Origin of the sequence: Nostoc favosum CHAB5714 (genome assembly GCF_020829495.1) — a bacterium.
GTDB lineage: Bacteria > Cyanobacteriota > Cyanobacteriia > Cyanobacteriales > Nostocaceae > Nostoc > Nostoc favosum.
The window spans coordinates 238,142-256,403 of sequence record NZ_JAIVFQ010000002.1 but is presented as its reverse complement, the minus strand read 5'-3'; the positions used below and the strand labels follow the sequence as shown (position 1 = coordinate 256,403).

Genomic DNA, 18,262 nt, shown 5'->3' with positions numbered 1-18,262 from the left:
CGGAGGTTTTTAGAGGTTTCCGTTAATTTTGGCGTTGAAGCCGTAGACTTGGCGAGTACCAACGAGGGGGACTAGAGTTATTTCTTTTTCGTCGCCTGGTTCAAAGCGGACTGCGGTTCCGGCGGGGATATCGAGGCGCATTCCTCGCGCTTGTTTTCTGTCAAAGTTTAAGGCGGTGTTAACTTCATAAAAGTGATAATGGGAACCTACTTGTATGGGGCGATCGCCTGTATTTGAAACTTGTAATTTTATAGTTGGACGACCAACATTTAGTTCAATTTCACCTTCTGGTGTGATAATTTCCCCAGGAATCATAATAAATTCAAATTTTTAAACTTAACGAATTGGATTATGTACTGTTACTAACTTTGTGCCATCAGGAAAAGTTGCTTCTACCTGTACGTCATGCACCATTTCAGGTATCCCTTCCATGACATCATCCCGCGTCAATAGAGTTGTACCATAACTCATTAATTCAGCTACAGTTTGCCCATCCCTCGCACCTTCTAAAATGGCAGCAGAAATATAAGCGATCGCTTCGGGATAATTCAGTTTTAAACCCCTTTCTTTACGTCTTTCTGCTAATAAAGCAGCTGTAAAAATTAATAGCTTATCTTTTTCCTGCGGCGTAAGTTGCATTCCTATCTCCTCTGAGTTCTCCGCGCCTCTGTGGTTCGTTTAAACCTGCCACACTCTTGGTATATAATTACCACAATTCAAAAAAGAAACTCGCAGCAATTGCCAAACATCAATAAACCAGTTTCTCACCTCAGATGTAGAAGCACCGCGATATCGACACAATAATCCATGTTGTAATCGGCTAACACCCGCTTCTCCTTCCCCATCCCATAAATTTCGCGTTTTTTCGACAATCTCTGCTGAAACTGCATCACCAACCCAAACTAGACTACCCACTATTGGTTTTCCAGCCAAACCGTGGGGACTGTGAAAAGTTTCTTCGCTACCCCGTAAGCATTGCCGATCTATCCACAAAGGAACATCTTGTTGCCAAATTTCCGTGTGCGATCGCCATTCTCCTTGCAAGAATTTTTCTCCTCTAGCACTGCGACCAAATCGGGTAATTTCCCAGCCTAACCAACTGCCCCCGGTTGCTAATTCTACCCGTAAATCTTGGCGAAAAATCGCGTCGTTAAATAAAATTGTCTCTTGCGGCAACCATTCTAAACAAGCACCAACGTCAACTTGCATTTGGATGGTTTGTCTAGCTTGTAAGCCATTACTACGATATATTTTGCTTGCAGCAGCTGTAGTGATTAAGGCTTGGGCTTGGGTTTGGAGATGGATGTTAGAGGATAAGCGATCGCCTCCCACCATTCCCCCTGCGGTGTGTAAAATTACGCTATGACAAACTTTTTCCCCTTCTGGGTAAAATGGGCGCTGTACCTTCAGGGGCGCTTGTTGGTGATTGTAAATTAATTGGGTTTTACCCTGGCGATCGGCATAGACTAAATTAAGTTTGCCATGCCAACCTTCTGCTATTTGCGGATTGCAGGTCATTTATAAATTCAAGATTAAAGTTCACATACCTTATATTTATTTAATACATTCTCTGCTACTTTACCTGCAATATCTCATTATTTTCTTGCCAATATTACATAATCATCTAATGTATAGCATGACTGAAACTTCTGACCAAAATACTGTTGGAGTATTGGACTCATATATAGTTGTTTTGGTAATTTTTCTCGAGCAAACTTACCAAATTCAACACCAGACAAAGGTATTCTTGAACTTGTTGAGGTGAGATATCTATACCAGACTAACTCTAATCCCAATTCTGCCAGAAATTTCTCCACTACGTTTTTTTCTTGCTCTTGGTTTTCAACTTGGTGAACATTGTAAATTTTGAATAATTTCTTATCTTGCACAATTAGTAGAACATAGCCTGAATTTTTTAAGCTAGTGGCAAATATTTGCTTGTAAGTATTATTAGCTTCAACCCTCTTGGCTTTATCTATAAAGAAGCAGTGGGAAATTACGATAAAGTCGAAAAAGTCTTTGGGTAGATTATTCGATTGAGTTTTCCAAGTAAAAATATCAGTAGTAACAAAGCGGAAATAAGCATTCACCGTGGTTAAACGCGACTCTATATATCGTCGCCAAAACTGAAGTCCACGAAATTGGAAGGCATCTTGTTTTTCTAAAGAGTAGTAAGATATGTGCATTTGCGGGATATGAAAAAAACCGCTACTACTTTGGAGAAATAAAGCTAAACCATAAGCAACTGTTCCTGGGCCTGCTGCAATATCAAGGATATTAACCTTACTTGGTAGTAAAGCATCCTGGTAAATGAGAAACCAAGCTAAATATATGCAATATACATTTTCTAAAAAATACTTCATAAAGTAGACATGAGGAGTTAGACTAAAACGGTAGTCTGGGTCTTGTCCAGTTTTTAAGTTATTAATATCCTCAAGAGCGTCTTCTAACTTAATAAATAACTGTTTGTCAGGAATCCTACTAAATTCTTCTTTAAGATATTCAACTAAACTTGATTCAAAATCATCAAATATCCGTTCATCAATACCAGTAGATTGCAATTTATATTCATCGTAGTGTATTAAATTAAAAATTTTATAGATATATTTAACAAATTCCTCATCTGGCATTAATATGAGATTAGGTTTTTGCTGTGATACTTCTGTTAGTTGTTTAGTTAAAGTTTCTGTTTGTCGTTTGTATTCTTGGGAATAACGTTCAAGTTGAAGTTTATCCCTAAATAATTTTTCTAGCCATGAGAATCTTGCACCTGACTTTTGAATCTCTTGTAATAGTTGGGCTGCACGTCGGATATCCCCGCGTTTTAAAGATAATTTTAACTGCTGACTTCGCCACCAATTTACGATAGGATTATTCATAACCAAATCCCTCTTTACCTTCCATAATTTCTACACATGGAAGCCCAGAAACTAACTTTTCCTTAAATTTCATATAGTTTAGTTTCTCATCGTCATACCACCAAGCGTATTTTTGCTTAATTTCTTCAGCTTCTTGGCGAGTTGATGCTATAAGAGAACGACTGTGGCTAGCATGAAAAGCTTGAATTACAACCCTATCTGCGATGGCTAGTTTTTCAATAAAAGTACCTTCATCAGTTGGTAAAGTAGGAAGTAGAGGGGTAATAGTGATAGAAATTTTAGGAAGAAAACCTTTGTAATAATCAATGCTTTGTTTGATTTTAGTGATAGCATTTAGTCTGGCTTTAATACTGGGCGATCGCGGTTCAAAATCTTTTCTCACTAATTCACTCCCAGTGGGAATGCTCATATTAATTCGCAATCGCTTAAATCTTTGTAAATAATCAATATCTCTAGTAATAATTGGGCTACGAGTTTGAATCACCAAAGTTGGAGTTGGATAACCGTCAATCCCCATATCTAGCATTACGTCCAACAACCGACGAGTCAGTTGATGTTTAGACTCAAGTGGCTGATAAGGATCAGTAACGCTACTCATGTATATACTAGGAGGAATATAAGGATTTTTTTCATACCATTTTTTTAATTCTTTCGCTAAAATTTCAGCAGCATTTTCCTTAAAAATTACCCATTTTCCCCAATCTTGGCGCATTTGAGCATTAGGGGTAAATGCAGCAGCATAGCAATAACTACAACCGTATTGACATCCCCTATAAGGATTTAGAGTAAAATCATAATTACCAATAAATCCGGTAGCTTTTGTTAAAAGTGATTTCGCATTTTGTGCATAAACATTAACATCTCCAAATTTTTCTTTGACTAACTTGGTAGGAATGCATTCGCAATAACCTTCATATTTTGGTTGTGCCATGTGAATCCTGATATTTATTGAGAGTGAATTAACGCACCCTACTTCCTATGATTCCCATTTTTATTTTTAAATTACTTCACCGAGGTGTACGCTAGTGCGATAGACCATATAGACAAAACCACTCTCATCACGAAAGCGCTGATATAATTCTTGAAACCTATCAATAAGCTGTTCGTATGCCAAGCCTTCGCGCGGGAGGTAAGAAACACTCATTGCTCGTCCAATAAGTCCAGTTAAATCTAACTGTTGCCTATAAGTAAAATTATATTCGTGGATGTTAATAAAATGGGGAGTTACTAACAGTGGCTCTACCGACTGCATTCGAGATTCTGCTGGGTGATTATTAGATGCTTCTCGGACTATTCGGCTATATTCTGTAGTTAAGGCATCTTCTTGATCGCGGTTATTCCACACCACAGCCAAGCGTGCTGATGGTTTTAAAATGCGCTGAAATTCCAATAAAGTTGGTTCGGGATTGAACCAGTGGAAAGCTTGAAAACAGGTAACTAAATCAACTGAATTATTAGGTATTTGGGTAAATTCTGCTGTTCCATCACGAAACTCTATCAAAGGATGTGCTTCAGCCGCTTTTCGCATCGCCGCGTTTGGTTCTATGGCTATGACATTAACCCCTCGTTCAGCTAACAGTCTTGAAGCAATTCCTGTACCCGCACCAATATCTGCTGCTACGAGTTGTGAATTTTCACCTAATCCTTCCAAGATAATATCAATTGCATCTGCGGGGTAACTTGGTCGATATTTTACATAATCATCTGCTCTGTCAGAAAATCGGTTGAGTGGGTTTAAGGTATATAAGGGGGTTGTTTCAGGATTAATTTGGCTCATGGGTTTTTATGTAAAAGTAAAAATGAACCTGTTAGTTGGGCATATTTTCAGGGAAACATAGAACTGTAGCCTATAAAATGCGTCAATCTACCAGAAATTATGACAGCTAAAGTGATAAGCATTTGCAACCTCAAGGGTGGAGTTGGCAAAACTACCATTGTCATGGCATTAGCAGAATATTTAGCCGGCGATACAATGTACAAAAAGCGTGTACTTGCTATTGACCTTGATCCTCAAAGTAATTTGACTAGTGCTTTAATGTCAGAAGAGGTTTGGGAAAAAGAATTTGAAAGTAAAAAATTGACATTGCCTTATTTATTTAAAGATCCTGAATATTTTTTAGAAAATGTTAAAAGCGAAAATTTTATAGTTAAACACAATGTTTCAAATGTTAGAAACAGAAATTCTTTTGCCCACTTACATCTGATACCTAGCAGCCCAAGGCTATTTGAAATCCAGGAAGAATTGCCATCAGGTTATTATTCTTTTAACTTTAAACCCGTTGATCTTATTCGTACAATCCTCAAACCCTTATTGAATAATTATGACTATATCTTAATAGACTGCGCCCCAAATATTAACACAGTAGTTAAAAGTGCATTTCTAGCTAGCAATGCTTGTATAATCCCTTGTGTACCAAACCGAATGTCAATTCATGGATTAGATTTACTACTTCAACACATTGAAAAGTTTAATAGAGATTATGTACATAACTTAAAAGCAGTAGGAACATTAATTTCTCGTTACAACCGAACTATAGCCCAAACTGAAAATCTAAACTCTATTATTGTTAACCCTTTCTATCCACAAGTTTTTGAAACCAAAATTTTAGAAAGAGCAAAAATTGCAGAAGGCTTAGAATTGAGTAATTATTTGACATATAAACAAAAATATGATGATTCTCATGATTCTATGGTGAAATTAACTAAAGAATTTATTCAGAGAGTAGGTAGATAATGGAAGCATCACAAATTGCAGACTTATTAAGAGCGATCGCAGAAGTTGTAGAATCTGATCCAAAATTTGCCAAGGCTGTAGAAAAATGTCTAACTAACAGTTTAAACGCTCAAAAAAGTAAAAACTTGTCCGAAGCAACACCAAAGCAATCAGACGCTAGTAAAACTCTCGAAAATGGCGATATTATCCTAACTGAATGTCGGCAAATTTTACGCGAACAGGGTGAAGAACAACTGAGGTTTTACTTAACTGAGCTAAGAGAAAAGGTTAGAGAATTATTGAAACACGGTCAACTTGACCCCAAACGCTCAATGCGCCGCCGGAAGGATTTGAATAGTATTATTGAGCATATTATTCAAAAATTGCAAGCTCAAGATAAAAGCGGAAAACTACTTGCAGCCTCAATCTCTAAAATATGATGTAGCTTTAAAAGTAAATCATTTTTATTAATTGCTCTATTGCTGCTCTAACCAAACTCCCAAATCAGCAACTTCAGAAAAATCTAACAAAGCCTCTCCTAACTCCTCTAACTGTTCAGCAGATAAATTACGAACCTGCTCAACTAATGATCCATCAATATCACCAAAACGCCGTTTAAGCTGACGACTAATCAATTTAAACGCTTCCTTTTGAACGATATCTTGATAAATTACAGACTCTTTCATAATATCTTCCCGTAAAAATTGCCGAACCAAATCCTTTTCAAACCGCAAACCCGCCAGAATTTCTACACAACCCGCAATATTTTGTCGTTCCTCCCTATCTGGAATTGTAGCGACTTGTTCAGCCACTTGTGCCAGTAAACTTTGCGGTGAGTCAGTTCGCGTCAAACTTGCTAAAGGTAACAGCGCCGGATTAGATTTCACCAAAGTTTGAAATTCAATGTGCAAAATTTCGTTAGCTGCTTGCAAAAATGTCACAGAATCCGCACGAATTGGTTCAAGCGTGAGTTCAGTTTTTAAGACTTCAATTTCTTGCACTCTACCCCAAGCAACCAACGCACAAACTCAGTCTGACTTTTCACGGGAAGTCTTCAAGCCTCGAAAAAACGTGACTTTTTCTACAGCCTAATTGTCAATAGCTTTAAGTTAATGAAAATAGCTAACGGAAAAATCAGGGTTTGGAAAACCCTCAAAATGGCCTTTTCCACATGCCGTGAAAAGTCAGAAACTCAGTAGGGTACTGTTCTGACTTTTCACGTTATGTGGAAAAGCGCACGAAAAACCTAACCCCCTAACCCCCAACCCGTGGCGGGAAGGGGGAAAATTCAAAGTCTCTCTCCTTAAAGGAAGAGAGAAATAGAAGTGAGGTTTTCCAGATACCGTGAAAAGTCAGGGTACTCTTCCTCTTCTTTTGACACAAAAAAACAGCCGCTTCCACAAAGGAAGTAGCTGTTTTACAAATTATGTAACTACAAAGTATTAGTAATCGAAGTCGCCGCCACCAGCGCCAGCGCCAGCAGGAGCGCTATCCTTAGGCTCAGGCTTGTCAACTATAATACATTCGGTTGTCAACACCATACCAGCGATCGAAGCAGCGTTTTGCAGAGCAGAACGAGTCACTTTAGCAGGGTCAACAATACCAGCAGCTAACAAATCGACGAATTCGTTTGTCGCAGCGTTGTAGCCAACGTTGAAGTCTTTCTCTTTCACGCGTTCAGCGATCACAGCACCATTCTGACCGGCGTTTTCAGCAATCCGCTTCAGAGGTGCAGGTAAGGCGCGAACGACAATCAACGCACCAATCAACTCTTCATCTTTAAGATTGCTCTTTGCCCAAACTTCCAATTCAGGAGCAAGGTGAGCCAGAGTTGTACCACCGCCAGGAACGATACCTTCTTCCACAGCAGCTTTGGTGGCGTTGATAGCGTCTTCTAGACGCAACTTCTTGTCTTTCATTTCGGTTTCGGTCGCTGCACCCACTTTCACTACAGCGACACCACCAGAGAGTTTAGCAAGACGCTCTTGTAATTTCTCTTTGTCGTAAGAAGATTCGGTTTCATCGATTTGACGACGAATCTGTTCGACACGAGCCTTAACAGCAGCTTCGTTACCTTCGGCAACAATTGTAGTGCTGTCCTTGGTAATGGTGATCCGGCGAGCTTTACCCAGGCTATCCAGCTTGGTGTTATCTAGCTTTAGACCAGCATCTTCGGTAACTAGTTGACCACCAGTTAAAACAGCGATGTCTTCCAGTAATGCTTTGCGGCGATCGCCAAAGCCAGGAGCCTTAACAGCAGCCACGTTGAGTACACCGCGCAAACGGTTTACTACCAAGGTTGCCAAAGCTTCTTTTTCAATATCTTCGGCAATAATCACCAAAGGACGACCAGCACGAGCTACTTGCTCTAACACTGGTACAAGGTCTTGTACCAAAGCGATTTTCTTATCGGTCAGGAGTAGGAAAGGCTCATCAAAAACCGCTTCCATCCGTTCAGCATCGGTAGCGAAATAAGGAGAGATGTAGCCTTTGTCAAAGCGCATCCCTTCAGTGATTTCCAACTCGGTGAACATAGATTTCCCTTCTTCTAGGGAAATTACGCCTTCTTTGCCCACCTTGTCCATTGCTTGGGCAATCATCTGACCAACTTCTTCGTCATTACCAGCCGAGATCGCACCAACTTGGGCAATGGCTTTGGAATCTTCTACTGGACGGGCGTGTTCAGCAATTTTATCTACCAGGAAGGCAGTAGCTTTGTCAATACCGCGCTTGAGCGAAATTGCGTTAGCACCAGCTGCAACGTTCCGCAAGCCTTCTTTGACGATCGCATGAGCTAAAACGGTGGCAGTTGTGGTGCCATCGCCCGCAGCATCATTGGTCTTAGAAGCAGCTTGACGAATCAGAGCTACACCAGTGTTTTCAATATGGTCTTCTAATTCGATTTCTTTGGCGATCGTTACACCATCATTAACAATTTGTGGTGCGCCAAATTTCTTTTCTAGGACTACGTTACGACCTTTGGGGCCAAGGGTAACAGCTACAGCCTCAGCCAGGATGTCAATGCCTCGTTCCAAGGCGCGACGGGCGTTTTCGTTGTAGATAATGCGCTTTGCCATAGGTGTCTAAATTCCAGGAGTAAGTCAATTTTTTGTTGAATAGGGCACTTGTACTGAGCGAAGTCGAAGTATTGGGTATTGGGCATTGGGCATCGGGAAAACTCTTTCCTATTCCCCATTCCCCACTCCCCACTAGATAACGACTGCTAAAATATCTTTTTCAGAAAGCAGTACATATTCTTCGGTGCCGAGTTTGATGTCAGTGCCAGCGTACTTCGAGTACAGCACCTTATCGCCGACTTTGATTTCCAATTCCTGACGGTTTCCGTCGTCATTACGCTTGCCAGGGCCAAGAGCCACTACTTCCCCTACCTGGGGCTTTTCCTTGGCGGTATCGGGCAAATACAGACCACCTGCGGTCTTTTCCTCAGAGGCGTTCACTTTTACGAAAACGCGATCGCCTAAAGGTTTAACTGTAGAAACGCTTAGAGATAAAGCTGCCATATTATTTCTTTCCTTTAGAGATTAGCACTCTCAACTCCTGAGTGCTAATCTACCGAAAAGTAGCGTCCAATGGCAAGAATTCTTTGAGTACGGGTTCCCGAACTAGAGGCTCAGATATCTACTTAAGTATAAATGCTTAATTATTTCTACCTTTCGGGTTCTGTTCCGTAAGTTACGAAGAGAGTAGGGAGTGGAGAGTTAGGAGTTATAAGAATTCTTCCCCCATTCCCCACTCCCTACTCCCTACTCCCCTTCTCAGAACTTTATTTGCAAAGCTTGGAAATTGTTATAAAACTGTAATCAGGGAGCCGCTCGATAAGTAACAATACAGCGATCCAGTCAAGCCATCAAATCCCCAAAGCCGCTAAGTCTCTAGAACATAAAGCCCTGAGTAATTATGTAGAAACTTTAGGAATTGCAAAAATTCAGCGACACATTTTTATTTGCGCTGACCAGACAATTGCTAGCTGCTGCTCAAAACGAGCTAGTCTGGAATCCTGGGAATACTTAAAAAAGCGACTTAAAGAGTTAAAATTTGATGAGCCGCAACAGAGTCATCCCATTTGCGTCTATAGAACTAAAAGCCAACTGCTTGCGCGTTTGTTGTTCTGGACTCATAATGGTGGTTTACCCTAATGGTGTCTGATATCGCCAAGCAAGCCCGGAAGTTATTGAGCGGATCATCCAAGAACACTTAATAGGCAATAAGGTGGTAGAAGAATATGCATTTTTAACCCATCCTTTGCCAGAAACTTCCCTAGTTTCTTGTGAACACCTCATAGAGGCTTAACAACCGAAGGATATGGTACAGCAGTAAGCTTTAAGAAAGTGCGGGTTGGTTTTGAGGTAGGGTCATCTTTAAGCCAATACTTACTTGTGAGTCAGAAGGATTATTATTTAATCAGTGTTTTTTCGCCCGTCACTTTCAATGCGATATATAATAGCGCATTATAGATACTACTGCTATACGTATCCTTGCTGGACTTTTGCTATCCAGCTACTAGTCTCTTGAAAGTGCTCGGCATTTTTGAGACTTCGAGACAGCAAAGGCAAGTTAAGTAGGAAAAAGGACAACATCTCGAAATAACCCACGATAGAGGATAAATATTCAAGACTTTGATGGACCGAAGCGCGACAAGTGCCACTGCTATGAAAGAACCCAGCATGAAAGATCACAAACGACTTCTATTGATTGATGATGACCCTAACCTCATCTTGCTGGTGAAGGATTACTTAGAATTCCGGGGATACGAAGTCATCACCGCCGAAAATGGACGTGAAGCTCTGGAAATTTTAGAGCAAGATGTTCCAGACATGATTATCTGCGACGTGATGATGCCGGAAATGGACGGATATACTTTTGTAGAACAAGTCCGGCAAAACGAACGCACCAGTTGGATTCCGGTTCTTTTCCTTTCAGCTAAGGGACAAAGTGCAGACCGAGTTAAGGGTCTGAATAAAGGTGCTGATGTTTATATGGTCAAACCCTTTGAACCAGAAGAACTCGTCGCACAAGTTGAATCCTCGCTGAAACAAACTATCCGTTGGAAAGAACACCAAGCAAAAGGAGGCGAAAACGGTTCCCGTATCCAGGTTCCCTTCGATGTGCAATTAACCCCAACCGAACTGAAAGTAGTCCAGTTTGTCGCTAGGGGTTTAGCTAACCGGGAAATTGCTGAAGAACTAAATGTTAGTCAGCGCACGGTTGAAAGCCATGTGTCCAATATGTTGGGCAAAACCAATCTTCACAACCGCACTGAATTAGCGCGGTGGGCGATTGAAAATCAAATGGCTTAAACAAAGTTAAAAGTTAAAAGTTAGGAGTTATGAATTATGAATTTTTTAACTCCTAACTCCTAACTCCTAACGTAAGATTTACCACCCATCTTGTTCAGGGCTGGATTGGTGCAAAACTTCTAAATCCAGTTCATCCATCCAGGTAAGTTAGGGCGCTTTCAATCTGAGAAACAGTACCTCGCAGTTGTAGATCGAAGCAGCTATATTGTGGCACGTTTGCGCTTACTTGAGCATCAGCAATAATGACTATGACCCCATAGTGAGAAACCAGTCGTGAAATGACTGGTTCCTCATGTAAGTCTTTAGGAATGAGAACTTGGATACGAATTTGGGTGCGTCTATTATCTAAAATATCAGTATTAGATTTTACTTGTTTATTTGGAATTGCCATTCTAGCTTCCTACTCGACTTCTGGGATGAGGGTTTTACTTTGCACAATTCTTTTAACACTAGCGTCACTTATCCCACGCAGGCAAGCAAGAAAGTATTTGCCTTTGCAAACCATTAATCTAGATGCAGTAAATGTGAAGAATTGCTCATAATTTAGTAGTTATAAAGCCAAAGCAGTTGAAGCAATTAGCGATCGCCAGCTACAAAGAAATATAGCTGCTGCCAGTGGCATTTTAGCAGGTCTGGTGTTAGATAAAAATGTAATTAGCAAGATTTTAAGGAGTGAGATTATGCGCGAATCAGTCATTTATCAACAAATCCTAGAAGAAGGCGAAGCCAAAGGTGAAGCTAAAGGTGAAGCCAAAGGCAAAGCAGAAACAACAATAAAGTTAGCTTTAAATTTGTTGCGAATTGGAATGAGTTTAGAGCAAATTGCTCAAGTTACTGAATTATCTATTGAGCAAATTCAAGTTTTACAAAAGGAGATTCAAAATTCTTAATTTTAATTAATCGCTTTAAAAAATACGAGGCTATACAAGCAAAACCCGCATTGACGGGTTTCAAAGTTTTTATTAGTCCATCCAGACGGACTTGGTTTGGGTAGACGCGATTTATAATCGCCTGGGTTTCAAACTCAAACTCAGCACTTTGGGGTGTACGAGGAAAGGGAATCACATCACGAATATTTCCAATACCCGTCATAAATTGCACGAGTCGCTCAAAAACCAACCCAAAACCAGCATGGGGAACGGTTCATCACCACACAAATAATGTGATAATACCTAATATTTATCAATCATTATTATTGTTCATAATCCTTAAGCCAAGGATAGTACACAAAGCTATTGCCAAATTATCTAAATAACTATTATCCAAATGACCAATCACTCTGATAATTCTTGATTTATCAACAACCCGAAGTTGCTCACAAAGCACAACAGAATCTTGGCTTAAACCACCGATACCAGCAGGTACAAACACATGAGAGGGTAAAATAGCACATCTAATTTTTGAGGTAAATGGTGCAATAATAGTATGAGGACTAACAGCATTTGCCCGATCAATTTGCACCACTACAACAGGTCTAATTCCTGCTTGTTCTGTACCAACAACAGGATTGAGATCACACAAAACTACATCTCCTCTTGAGATATCTACCACTGAATTTCTCCACGCGCCAAGCGTTCTTCATAATCTTCTAAATTAGATAAATATTCCGAAAAATCTGATTCCACTATTTCTAACGACTCGCTAAACTGAAGCCATAGTTCCCAGTTCTTACCGCTATGCTTCATTAATAGGAAGTCGATAAAATCACTGACTTCCTGAACTAAAGCTTCTGGCAGTTGCCGGATTTTACCAATGGTTTGGTCTTGTATGCTCATGATAAATCTTTTCAGCTGGATTTATGTTTATCCACAAAACTCAAAAACCTAGCGATTAGAAATGGCCAGGTCTAAAATTTAAACTAAAACTCAGCACTTTGTGGTGTACGGGGAAAGGGAATCACATCACGAATATTTCCCATACCCGTCATAAATTGCACGAGTCGTTCAAAACCTAGTCCAAAACCAGCGTGGGGAACAGTACCATAACGACGCAAATCAAGATACCACCACAAGTCTTCTGGGTTTAATCCTTGCGCTAACACGCGGCGTTCTAAGACTTCTAAACGTTCTTCTCTCTGAGAACCACCGACAATTTCGCCAATTTTGGGTGCGAGAATATCCATTGCGCGGACGGTTTTTTCATCGTCGTTCAAGCGCATATAAAAAGCTTTGATTTGCGCTGGATAATCTGTAACGATCGCAGGCTTTTTAAATAATTGTTCAGCTAGATACCGTTCGTGTTCTGATTGTAAATCTAAACCCCAACTTACAGGATATTCAAATTTAACATCAGCTTTTTCTAAAAGTTTAATGGCTTCTGTATAAGTTAACCGTTCAAACTGATTATTAATAATATTTTCGGCTGTTGTCAACACAGTTTTATCAATGCGTTCATTGAAAAATTCCATGTCTTCTGGACAAGTTTCCAAGACATATTTAAAAATGTGTTTGAGAAACGCCTCAGCTAAATCCATATCGCCTTCTAGGTCACAAAAAGCCATTTCTGGCTCAACCATCCAAAATTCTGCTAGGTGGCGGGAGGTGTTGGAATTTTCTGCACGGAAGGTAGGCCCGAAGGTGTAGACGTTAGAAAACGCCATCGCCATAACTTCCGCTTCCAACTGGCCGCTAACTGTTAAATATGTGGGTTTAGCAAAAAAGTCTTGGCTGTAATCTACTGCTTGGTTTTCTGTGCGGGGAATATTCTTTAAATCTAAACTGGTAACGCTAAACAGTTCACCCGCGCCTTCGCAGTCGCTAGCAGTGATGATGGGTGTGTGTACCCACAAAAAACCTCTTTGTTGGAAAAATTGGTGAATTGCTGTCGAACAAGCATTTCTGACGCGGAAAACTGCACCAAAGGAATTAGTACGCGATCGCAAATGTCCAATGGTTCGCAGAAACTCAAAGGAATGGCGTTTCTTTTGCAGGGGATATGTATCGGGATCAGCTTCACCGAACACTTTCACTGTTTCGGCTTTCAACTCAATTCGCTGTCCTTTACCCAGAGAAGCCACTAGTACCCCTGTAGCCTCAACAGCAGCACCTGTATTCAATTTTTTCAATATAGCTTCATAGTCTGGCAAATCTTGATTGATGACGACTTGCAAATTAGCTAGTGATGAGCCGTCATTGACTTCAATAAAAGCAAACCCTTTGGACTCGCGCTTCGTCCGCACCCAGCCTTGCACTTGGAGGGACTCATCAGGTTGACCACTTCGCAATATTTCTGCAATCCGTCGATTTGCCATATTTTACAACTTATATTTCGTCAACGTAGGGAGTACAGATATTAAAGAATCTTAACGAGTTAACCCAATCCAAAATCTAAAATCCAAAATTAGGATTATCCAGCATAAGACTTTAATATCCAGCCTATGATAACGCCCATTCCACCAAAGCGGACGACTTGCCAGAAAGGTTTTTTGAGGCTACGCCAAGAAAATAACTGGCTTTCTAAGTTTAGTTCTAGCATTTCCAACTGCTGTTGAATTTGCCGTAACTCTGCTTTGATTTCTGGTGTCTGAGATTTATTGTGCTTTAGTTGATCCCGGCGCTGTTGCCATTGTGCCTGTTGTTGGCGATCGCGTTGCACTTGATCATAACGTTCTCTTAAGGATAGGAGCGATCGCTCTACTTCCTCTAATTCTTGTTCAAAATCTGGTTCGGGATTTTCTGCTGACTGGTGTGATTGTTTAGGCGGCTTCATTTACAAGTAGTAAAGTAGAAGTAAATGCAAATGTGCCAATAGTTATGTCCCAATCTACCCAGCTGCCGAAAACCAGTCAACTGAATGAACTTAGTACTCTGGAACTAGCTCAAGCCCTCATGGAAAGACTGAGCATTTCCCCTAACGATTGGCATCGCCTCAAGTCTAACCGCAATTCCCGCGCTAATGAACAAGTGGCAGCAGCTATTGTGTATCTCTTAAAGAATCAGCCACAAGAAGCTCAAGCTAGATTAGAACAGGCAATTGGTTGGTTAGATCGCTCCATTTCTGCGCCTCCCTGTCCAACTCACGGAAAAAGTTAGGAGTTAAGAGTTAGGAGTTATGAATTATTATTCAACTCCTAACTTTTAACTCCTAACTCCTAACTAAGTTACCGCCGCAGAGATATTCCCCGGCGAGTTTCCATTTGTTTACAAAGCCTCAATTCTGTGCCTTTGCGGTTCCACTCTACCTGATCAAAAATTTGATGCAGAAGGCATAAACCACGACCACTTTCTGATTCATCTGGTGGTAAATAGTCTGTTGGTTCTTCTTCATTAGTAGATGAAGGAGTAAAGCCGCTACCCTGGTCTGATATTATCCACCAATATTGATTATCTATTAAGGAAAAACGGACTACAACTGTTTTACTTGGATCGAGATTATTGCCATGTTTAGCTGCGTTTACTAGAGCTTCTTGAAGTCCTAGCCGCAGTTCTGCTTGTAATTTTGATGGGATTTCTGCCAACAGTAAATCTAATATTGGACAAAGGTAGAGGGTTGAGGCAAAACTAATAGTGCCCCAATAACGTGCAACTGGACGGAGTGAAATTGTAATCACAAGAGAAACCCCATAGCTTTCAGTTAGCTAGACATCAGTTTGCTATTACAGGCACCCTGATAAAATTGAGGTGGTCATGCTGCCTTCAAACTTGCGTCTTTAAAACTAAATTTTGAATATGCTAGGGAGCATTAGCTCTATAGTATGAGTTGGGATTGTTTAGATAGATAACGGCGGGAATAGTTTTGATAATGAATTCAGCAACTTAAAAAGATGCTACTAATTTGACAGAGTATTGGCATACTCTAGTTAATTGCCGATTTGTCATTTACACAATCCAATTCATATTTCTAAGAACCTATGCAGCTTGAATTTATTTAAACAAAATAAATTTTTATTTTTGCCTTAATTCAATTTTAGCATCTTTAGTATGCGCTAGACTAAAAATTTCAAATTTCAGTTTTTGTAAAGGAATTACTATCCTTGTGCAAATCTGATAGCACAAGAAAGGCGGCAGCTTCAACATGAGCAGTTTGAGGAAAAAAATCAGCAGGTTGTACCCGTGTGATAGTATATTGCCCATCTTGACAAAGCAATTTCAGGTCACGGGCGAGGGTAGCTACTTTACAGCTGACGTAAACTATCCGAGATGGTTTCAGTTGCCGTAAAGTGTCGATGACTGCGCGATCGCAACCCTTACGTGGCGGATCGAGTATTACTACTTCTGGTGTTGTGCCCATTTTTGTCAGCAATTTCTCTACTGCCCCAACTTGGAATGTCACATTATCAATTCCGTTACGGTGGGCATTCAAAATAGCTTGTTCCACTGCTGCTGGTTGCACTTCTAATCCTGTAGCAATCCGTACTTTTTTGGCAAGGGGTAAAGTTAAAGTTCCAATACCACAGTAGGCATCAACTAGCAACTCATGCCCTTGAAGATTGAGTTCTGATTGAATTACCTGCAATAGTGCCTCTGCTGTTTCTGTATACACTTGGAAAAATGTATCTGGGCGCACTTGAAATTCCAGTCCAGCAAAATTTTCACGCAGGTGTAGGACTCCAGCGATGCAACGGGTTTCTGATCCAAAGATAGCATTTGTGCGATCGCTATTGCGGTTGAGCGACACTCCCACTAACTGGGGATAACGCTTTAACCATTCCTGGGCTTGGGTTTCAATTCCTGATAAATTCCAGTCCTTTACCACCAAAGTCAGCAACATTTCCCCTGTGTGTCGGCCAATGCGTAAACCGAGATGGCGAATTTGTCCAAGGTGGCGCTGTTCGTCATAGATTCGCCAACCTTGTTGTTGAATATCCTGTTTAACTTCGGCGAGTAAGGGATTTAATCGTGAATCTTGGACTGGACATTGATTTAAATTAATTAATTGGTGACTACCTTTTTGGTAGTAACCAGCTTGTACCTGTCCCGTTGCCGATATGCCTAAAGGATATGTAGATTTATTACGGTAGCCTAAAGCAGAAGCGGCGGCGAGTACCGGATCTACCGGTGGTTGGACAAAACTGCCAATGCGTTCCAAAGCTTGGATAACTTGATTTTGCTTGGCTACTAGCTGGTAATTATAATTAATATGCTGCCACTGGCAACCACCGCACTTATCCGCCACAATACAACTAGGTCGAATACGGTGGGGAGATGGTTCCAATAGCTCCTGGAGCTTCCCGTGGGCGTATTTTGGTTTAACATGTACCAAGCGGACAATGGCGCGATCGCCTGGTACTGTATCTGGGACAAACACTACACGCTCATTAGCGCGTCCCACTCCATCGCCTGTATCACTCAGATTAGCGATCGTCACTTCAATTAATTCACCTTGTTGCCAAATTATTTTAGTCATTAGTCATTAGTCATTTGTTATTGGGCATTGGGCATTGGGAATTAGTTATTTTTTCTTGCTCCCCCTGCTCCCCCTGCTTCCCTTGCTCCCCCTACTTCCCCTACTTCCCCTGCTCCCCCACTCCCCACTCCCCACTCCCCAAATAGATAAATTCAATACATAACTAGCTCCTATCCCTTCACTTGTGTACCTCCAACTCGCTAAACTAACAGATAATATTTCAGGTGATTTCAATCATCATGACTGTAATTAGCCAAGTTATTCTCAAAGCCGACGACGAACTGCGTTATCCCAGCAGTGGCGAACTTAAAAACATCAAAGACTTTTTGGAAACCGGCGTACAACGGACGCGGATTGCGGCTACCTTAGCCGAAAACGAAAAAAAGATAGTTCAAGAAGCAACCAAACAACTTTGGCAGAAGCGTCCTGACTTTATCTCCCCCGGAGGTAATGCTTACGGAGAACGCCAACGCTCTCTATGTATCCGTGATTTTGGCTGGTACTTGCGTCTAATTACTTATGGTGTGCTTGCCGGCGACAAAGAGCCAATTGAAAAAATTGGTTTGATTGGTGTGCGGGAAATGTACAATTCATTGGGCGTTCCCGTGCCTGGAATGGTAGAAGCGATCAATTCCCTCAAAACAGCCTCCCTTAGCTTACTGAGTGCGGAAGACGCTGCCGAAGCAGGGCCCTACTTTGATTACATCATTCAAGCGATGTCTTAATACAAAGTGTGTGCTGGTTTTAGGAGTATACTTCCGGTCTACTAGAGTGAGTGCAATAAGCGCTCGATAGGCATAAGATACCCAATTTGATCATACCTTCCCCACATTTGGTAGTGGCTATGGCTAAATCTCTGTCAAGTTACTAACCAGTTGTGGGGAAATTTATTTAAGTATAACTATGGGGGATTGCTCAAAGGATGAAGGACATACGGACAGAAAAAACCGACAGTCCTTGATTAAGGCTGTCGGCAATTAAGTGTGTTCCCTATTAATGACTCGGCT

The 18,262-nt window shown here is 40.9% G+C and carries 21 protein-coding genes and 2 pseudogenes; 6 read left to right on the top strand and 17 right to left on the bottom strand.

The features are described 5' to 3' along the window. Positions 1-9 precede the first annotated feature (9 nt). From LC586_RS02720 to LC586_RS02695, 6 genes are all read right to left on the bottom strand, one after another. Positions 10-315: an urease subunit beta gene (locus LC586_RS02720; RefSeq protein ID WP_229482823.1), complete on the bottom strand. Its 306-nt coding sequence runs from the start codon at positions 313-315 to the stop codon at positions 10-12. Positions 316-336: 21 nt separating this feature from the next. Then, positions 337-639, bottom strand: coding sequence for an urease subunit gamma (ureA, locus tag LC586_RS02715; protein ID WP_229482822.1), 303 nt, complete (start codon positions 637-639; stop codon positions 337-339). A gap of 39 nt (positions 640-678) precedes the next feature. After that, positions 679-1,518: an urease accessory protein UreD gene (locus LC586_RS02710; protein WP_229482821.1), complete on the bottom strand. Its 840-nt coding sequence runs from the start codon at positions 1,516-1,518 to the stop codon at positions 679-681. A gap of 77 nt (positions 1,519-1,595) precedes the next feature. After that, positions 1,596-2,879 carry a photosystem II assembly protein gene (locus LC586_RS02705; RefSeq protein ID WP_229482820.1) on the bottom strand — a complete coding sequence of 428 codons (1,284 nt, stop codon included), beginning with the start codon at positions 2,877-2,879 and terminating at the stop codon, positions 1,596-1,598. After that, a complete protein-coding gene (locus LC586_RS02700; RefSeq protein ID WP_229482819.1) occupies positions 2,872-3,810 on the bottom strand; it encodes an SPL family radical SAM protein in 939 nt (312 codons plus the stop codon). The genes LC586_RS02705 and LC586_RS02700 overlap by 8 nt, the downstream gene beginning before the upstream one ends. Positions 3,811-3,876: 66 nt before the next feature. Then, positions 3,877-4,656, bottom strand: coding sequence for a class I SAM-dependent methyltransferase (locus LC586_RS02695; RefSeq protein ID WP_229482818.1), 780 nt, complete (start codon positions 4,654-4,656; stop codon positions 3,877-3,879). 99 nt (positions 4,657-4,755) lie between these two features. Between LC586_RS02695 and LC586_RS02690 the strand changes: the two genes are divergently transcribed. Together LC586_RS02690 and LC586_RS02685 are read left to right on the top strand one after the other, a co-directional pair. Beyond that, positions 4,756-5,613 (top strand): ParA family protein, encoded by an 858-nt coding sequence (locus LC586_RS02690; RefSeq protein WP_229482817.1) that lies wholly within the window; start codon positions 4,756-4,758, stop codon positions 5,611-5,613. Further along, a complete protein-coding gene (locus tag LC586_RS02685) occupies positions 5,613-6,032 on the top strand; it encodes a hypothetical protein (RefSeq protein ID WP_229482816.1) in 420 nt (139 codons plus the stop codon). Before LC586_RS02690 ends, LC586_RS02685 begins: the two co-directional genes overlap by 1 nt. A 36-nt stretch (positions 6,033-6,068) precedes the next feature. Here LC586_RS02685 and LC586_RS02680 read toward each other — a convergent pair. From LC586_RS02680 to groES, 3 genes and pseudogenes are all read right to left on the bottom strand, one after another. Next, positions 6,069-6,616: pseudogene (locus LC586_RS02680) on the bottom strand (DUF4351 domain-containing protein). A 418-nt stretch (positions 6,617-7,034) separates the two neighbouring features. Further along, positions 7,035-8,669 carry a chaperonin GroEL gene (groL, locus tag LC586_RS02675; protein ID WP_229482815.1) on the bottom strand — a complete coding sequence of 545 codons (1,635 nt, stop codon included), beginning with the start codon at positions 8,667-8,669 and terminating at the stop codon, positions 7,035-7,037. 132 nt (positions 8,670-8,801) lie between these two features. Further along, positions 8,802-9,113, bottom strand: a complete 312-nt coding sequence (gene groES / locus LC586_RS02670; RefSeq protein WP_100898362.1) for a co-chaperone GroES — start codon at positions 9,111-9,113, stop codon at positions 8,802-8,804. Between the two features lie 1,119 nt (positions 9,114-10,232). On the opposite strand from groES, the gene LC586_RS02665 reads away from it, so the two are divergent. Continuing rightward, positions 10,233-10,910 (top strand): response regulator transcription factor, encoded by a 678-nt coding sequence (locus tag LC586_RS02665; protein ID WP_012407592.1) that lies wholly within the window; start codon positions 10,233-10,235, stop codon positions 10,908-10,910. A gap of 130 nt (positions 10,911-11,040) precedes the next feature. Here the strand turns inward: LC586_RS02665 and LC586_RS02660 are convergent, their stop codons facing one another. Further along, positions 11,041-11,301: an NIL domain-containing protein gene (locus tag LC586_RS02660; protein ID WP_306423225.1), complete on the bottom strand. Its 261-nt coding sequence runs from the start codon at positions 11,299-11,301 to the stop codon at positions 11,041-11,043. A gap of 289 nt (positions 11,302-11,590) precedes the next feature. Here LC586_RS02660 and LC586_RS02655 point away from each other — a divergent pair, with 289 nt between their 5' ends. Continuing rightward, positions 11,591-11,800, top strand: a complete 210-nt coding sequence (locus LC586_RS02655; protein ID WP_229482814.1) for an RpnC/YadD family protein — start codon at positions 11,591-11,593, stop codon at positions 11,798-11,800. Between the two features lie 136 nt (positions 11,801-11,936). Here LC586_RS02655 and LC586_RS42510 read toward each other — a convergent pair. The 5 genes and pseudogenes from LC586_RS42510 to LC586_RS02630 all read right to left on the bottom strand — a co-directional run. Beyond that, positions 11,937-12,053, bottom strand: a pseudogene (locus tag LC586_RS42510) (amino acid--tRNA ligase-related protein); the annotation flags it as partial. A 39-nt stretch (positions 12,054-12,092) separates the two neighbouring features. Next, positions 12,093-12,461 (bottom strand): type II toxin-antitoxin system PemK/MazF family toxin, encoded by a 369-nt coding sequence (locus LC586_RS02645; protein WP_229482812.1) that lies wholly within the window; start codon positions 12,459-12,461, stop codon positions 12,093-12,095. Next, the gene (locus LC586_RS02640) at positions 12,455-12,685 is read right to left on the bottom strand and encodes a DUF2281 domain-containing protein (RefSeq protein ID WP_229482811.1); all 231 of its coding nucleotides are present in this window, start codon (positions 12,683-12,685) and stop codon (positions 12,455-12,457) included. Before LC586_RS02640 ends, LC586_RS02645 begins: the two co-directional genes overlap by 7 nt. A gap of 83 nt (positions 12,686-12,768) precedes the next feature. Beyond that, positions 12,769-14,160 (bottom strand): asparagine--tRNA ligase, encoded by a 1,392-nt coding sequence (asnS, locus tag LC586_RS02635; protein ID WP_229482810.1) that lies wholly within the window; start codon positions 14,158-14,160, stop codon positions 12,769-12,771. A 95-nt stretch (positions 14,161-14,255) separates the two neighbouring features. After that, positions 14,256-14,618: a sll0565 family protein gene (locus LC586_RS02630; protein ID WP_229482809.1), complete on the bottom strand. Its 363-nt coding sequence runs from the start codon at positions 14,616-14,618 to the stop codon at positions 14,256-14,258. A gap of 44 nt (positions 14,619-14,662) precedes the next feature. Here LC586_RS02630 and LC586_RS02625 point away from each other — a divergent pair, with 44 nt between their 5' ends. Next, positions 14,663-14,941: a DUF6439 family protein gene (locus LC586_RS02625; RefSeq protein ID WP_094328229.1), complete on the top strand. Its 279-nt coding sequence runs from the start codon at positions 14,663-14,665 to the stop codon at positions 14,939-14,941. Positions 14,942-15,009: 68 nt separating this feature from the next. Here LC586_RS02625 and LC586_RS02620 read toward each other — a convergent pair whose 3' ends face one another. Both LC586_RS02620 and rlmD read right to left on the bottom strand, forming a co-directional pair. Next, positions 15,010-15,459, bottom strand: a complete 450-nt coding sequence (locus LC586_RS02620; RefSeq protein WP_229482808.1) for an ATP-binding protein — start codon at positions 15,457-15,459, stop codon at positions 15,010-15,012. 389 nt (positions 15,460-15,848) lie between these two features. Continuing rightward, positions 15,849-17,255 carry a 23S rRNA (uracil(1939)-C(5))-methyltransferase RlmD gene (gene rlmD / locus LC586_RS02615; RefSeq protein WP_229482807.1) on the bottom strand — a complete coding sequence of 469 codons (1,407 nt, stop codon included), beginning with the start codon at positions 17,253-17,255 and terminating at the stop codon, positions 15,849-15,851. 239 nt (positions 17,256-17,494) lie between these two features. On the opposite strand from rlmD, the gene LC586_RS02610 reads away from it, so the two are divergent. After that, a complete protein-coding gene (locus tag LC586_RS02610; RefSeq protein WP_190729985.1) occupies positions 17,495-17,980 on the top strand; it encodes an allophycocyanin subunit alpha-B in 486 nt (161 codons plus the stop codon). Positions 17,981-18,262: the final 282 nt, after the last annotated feature.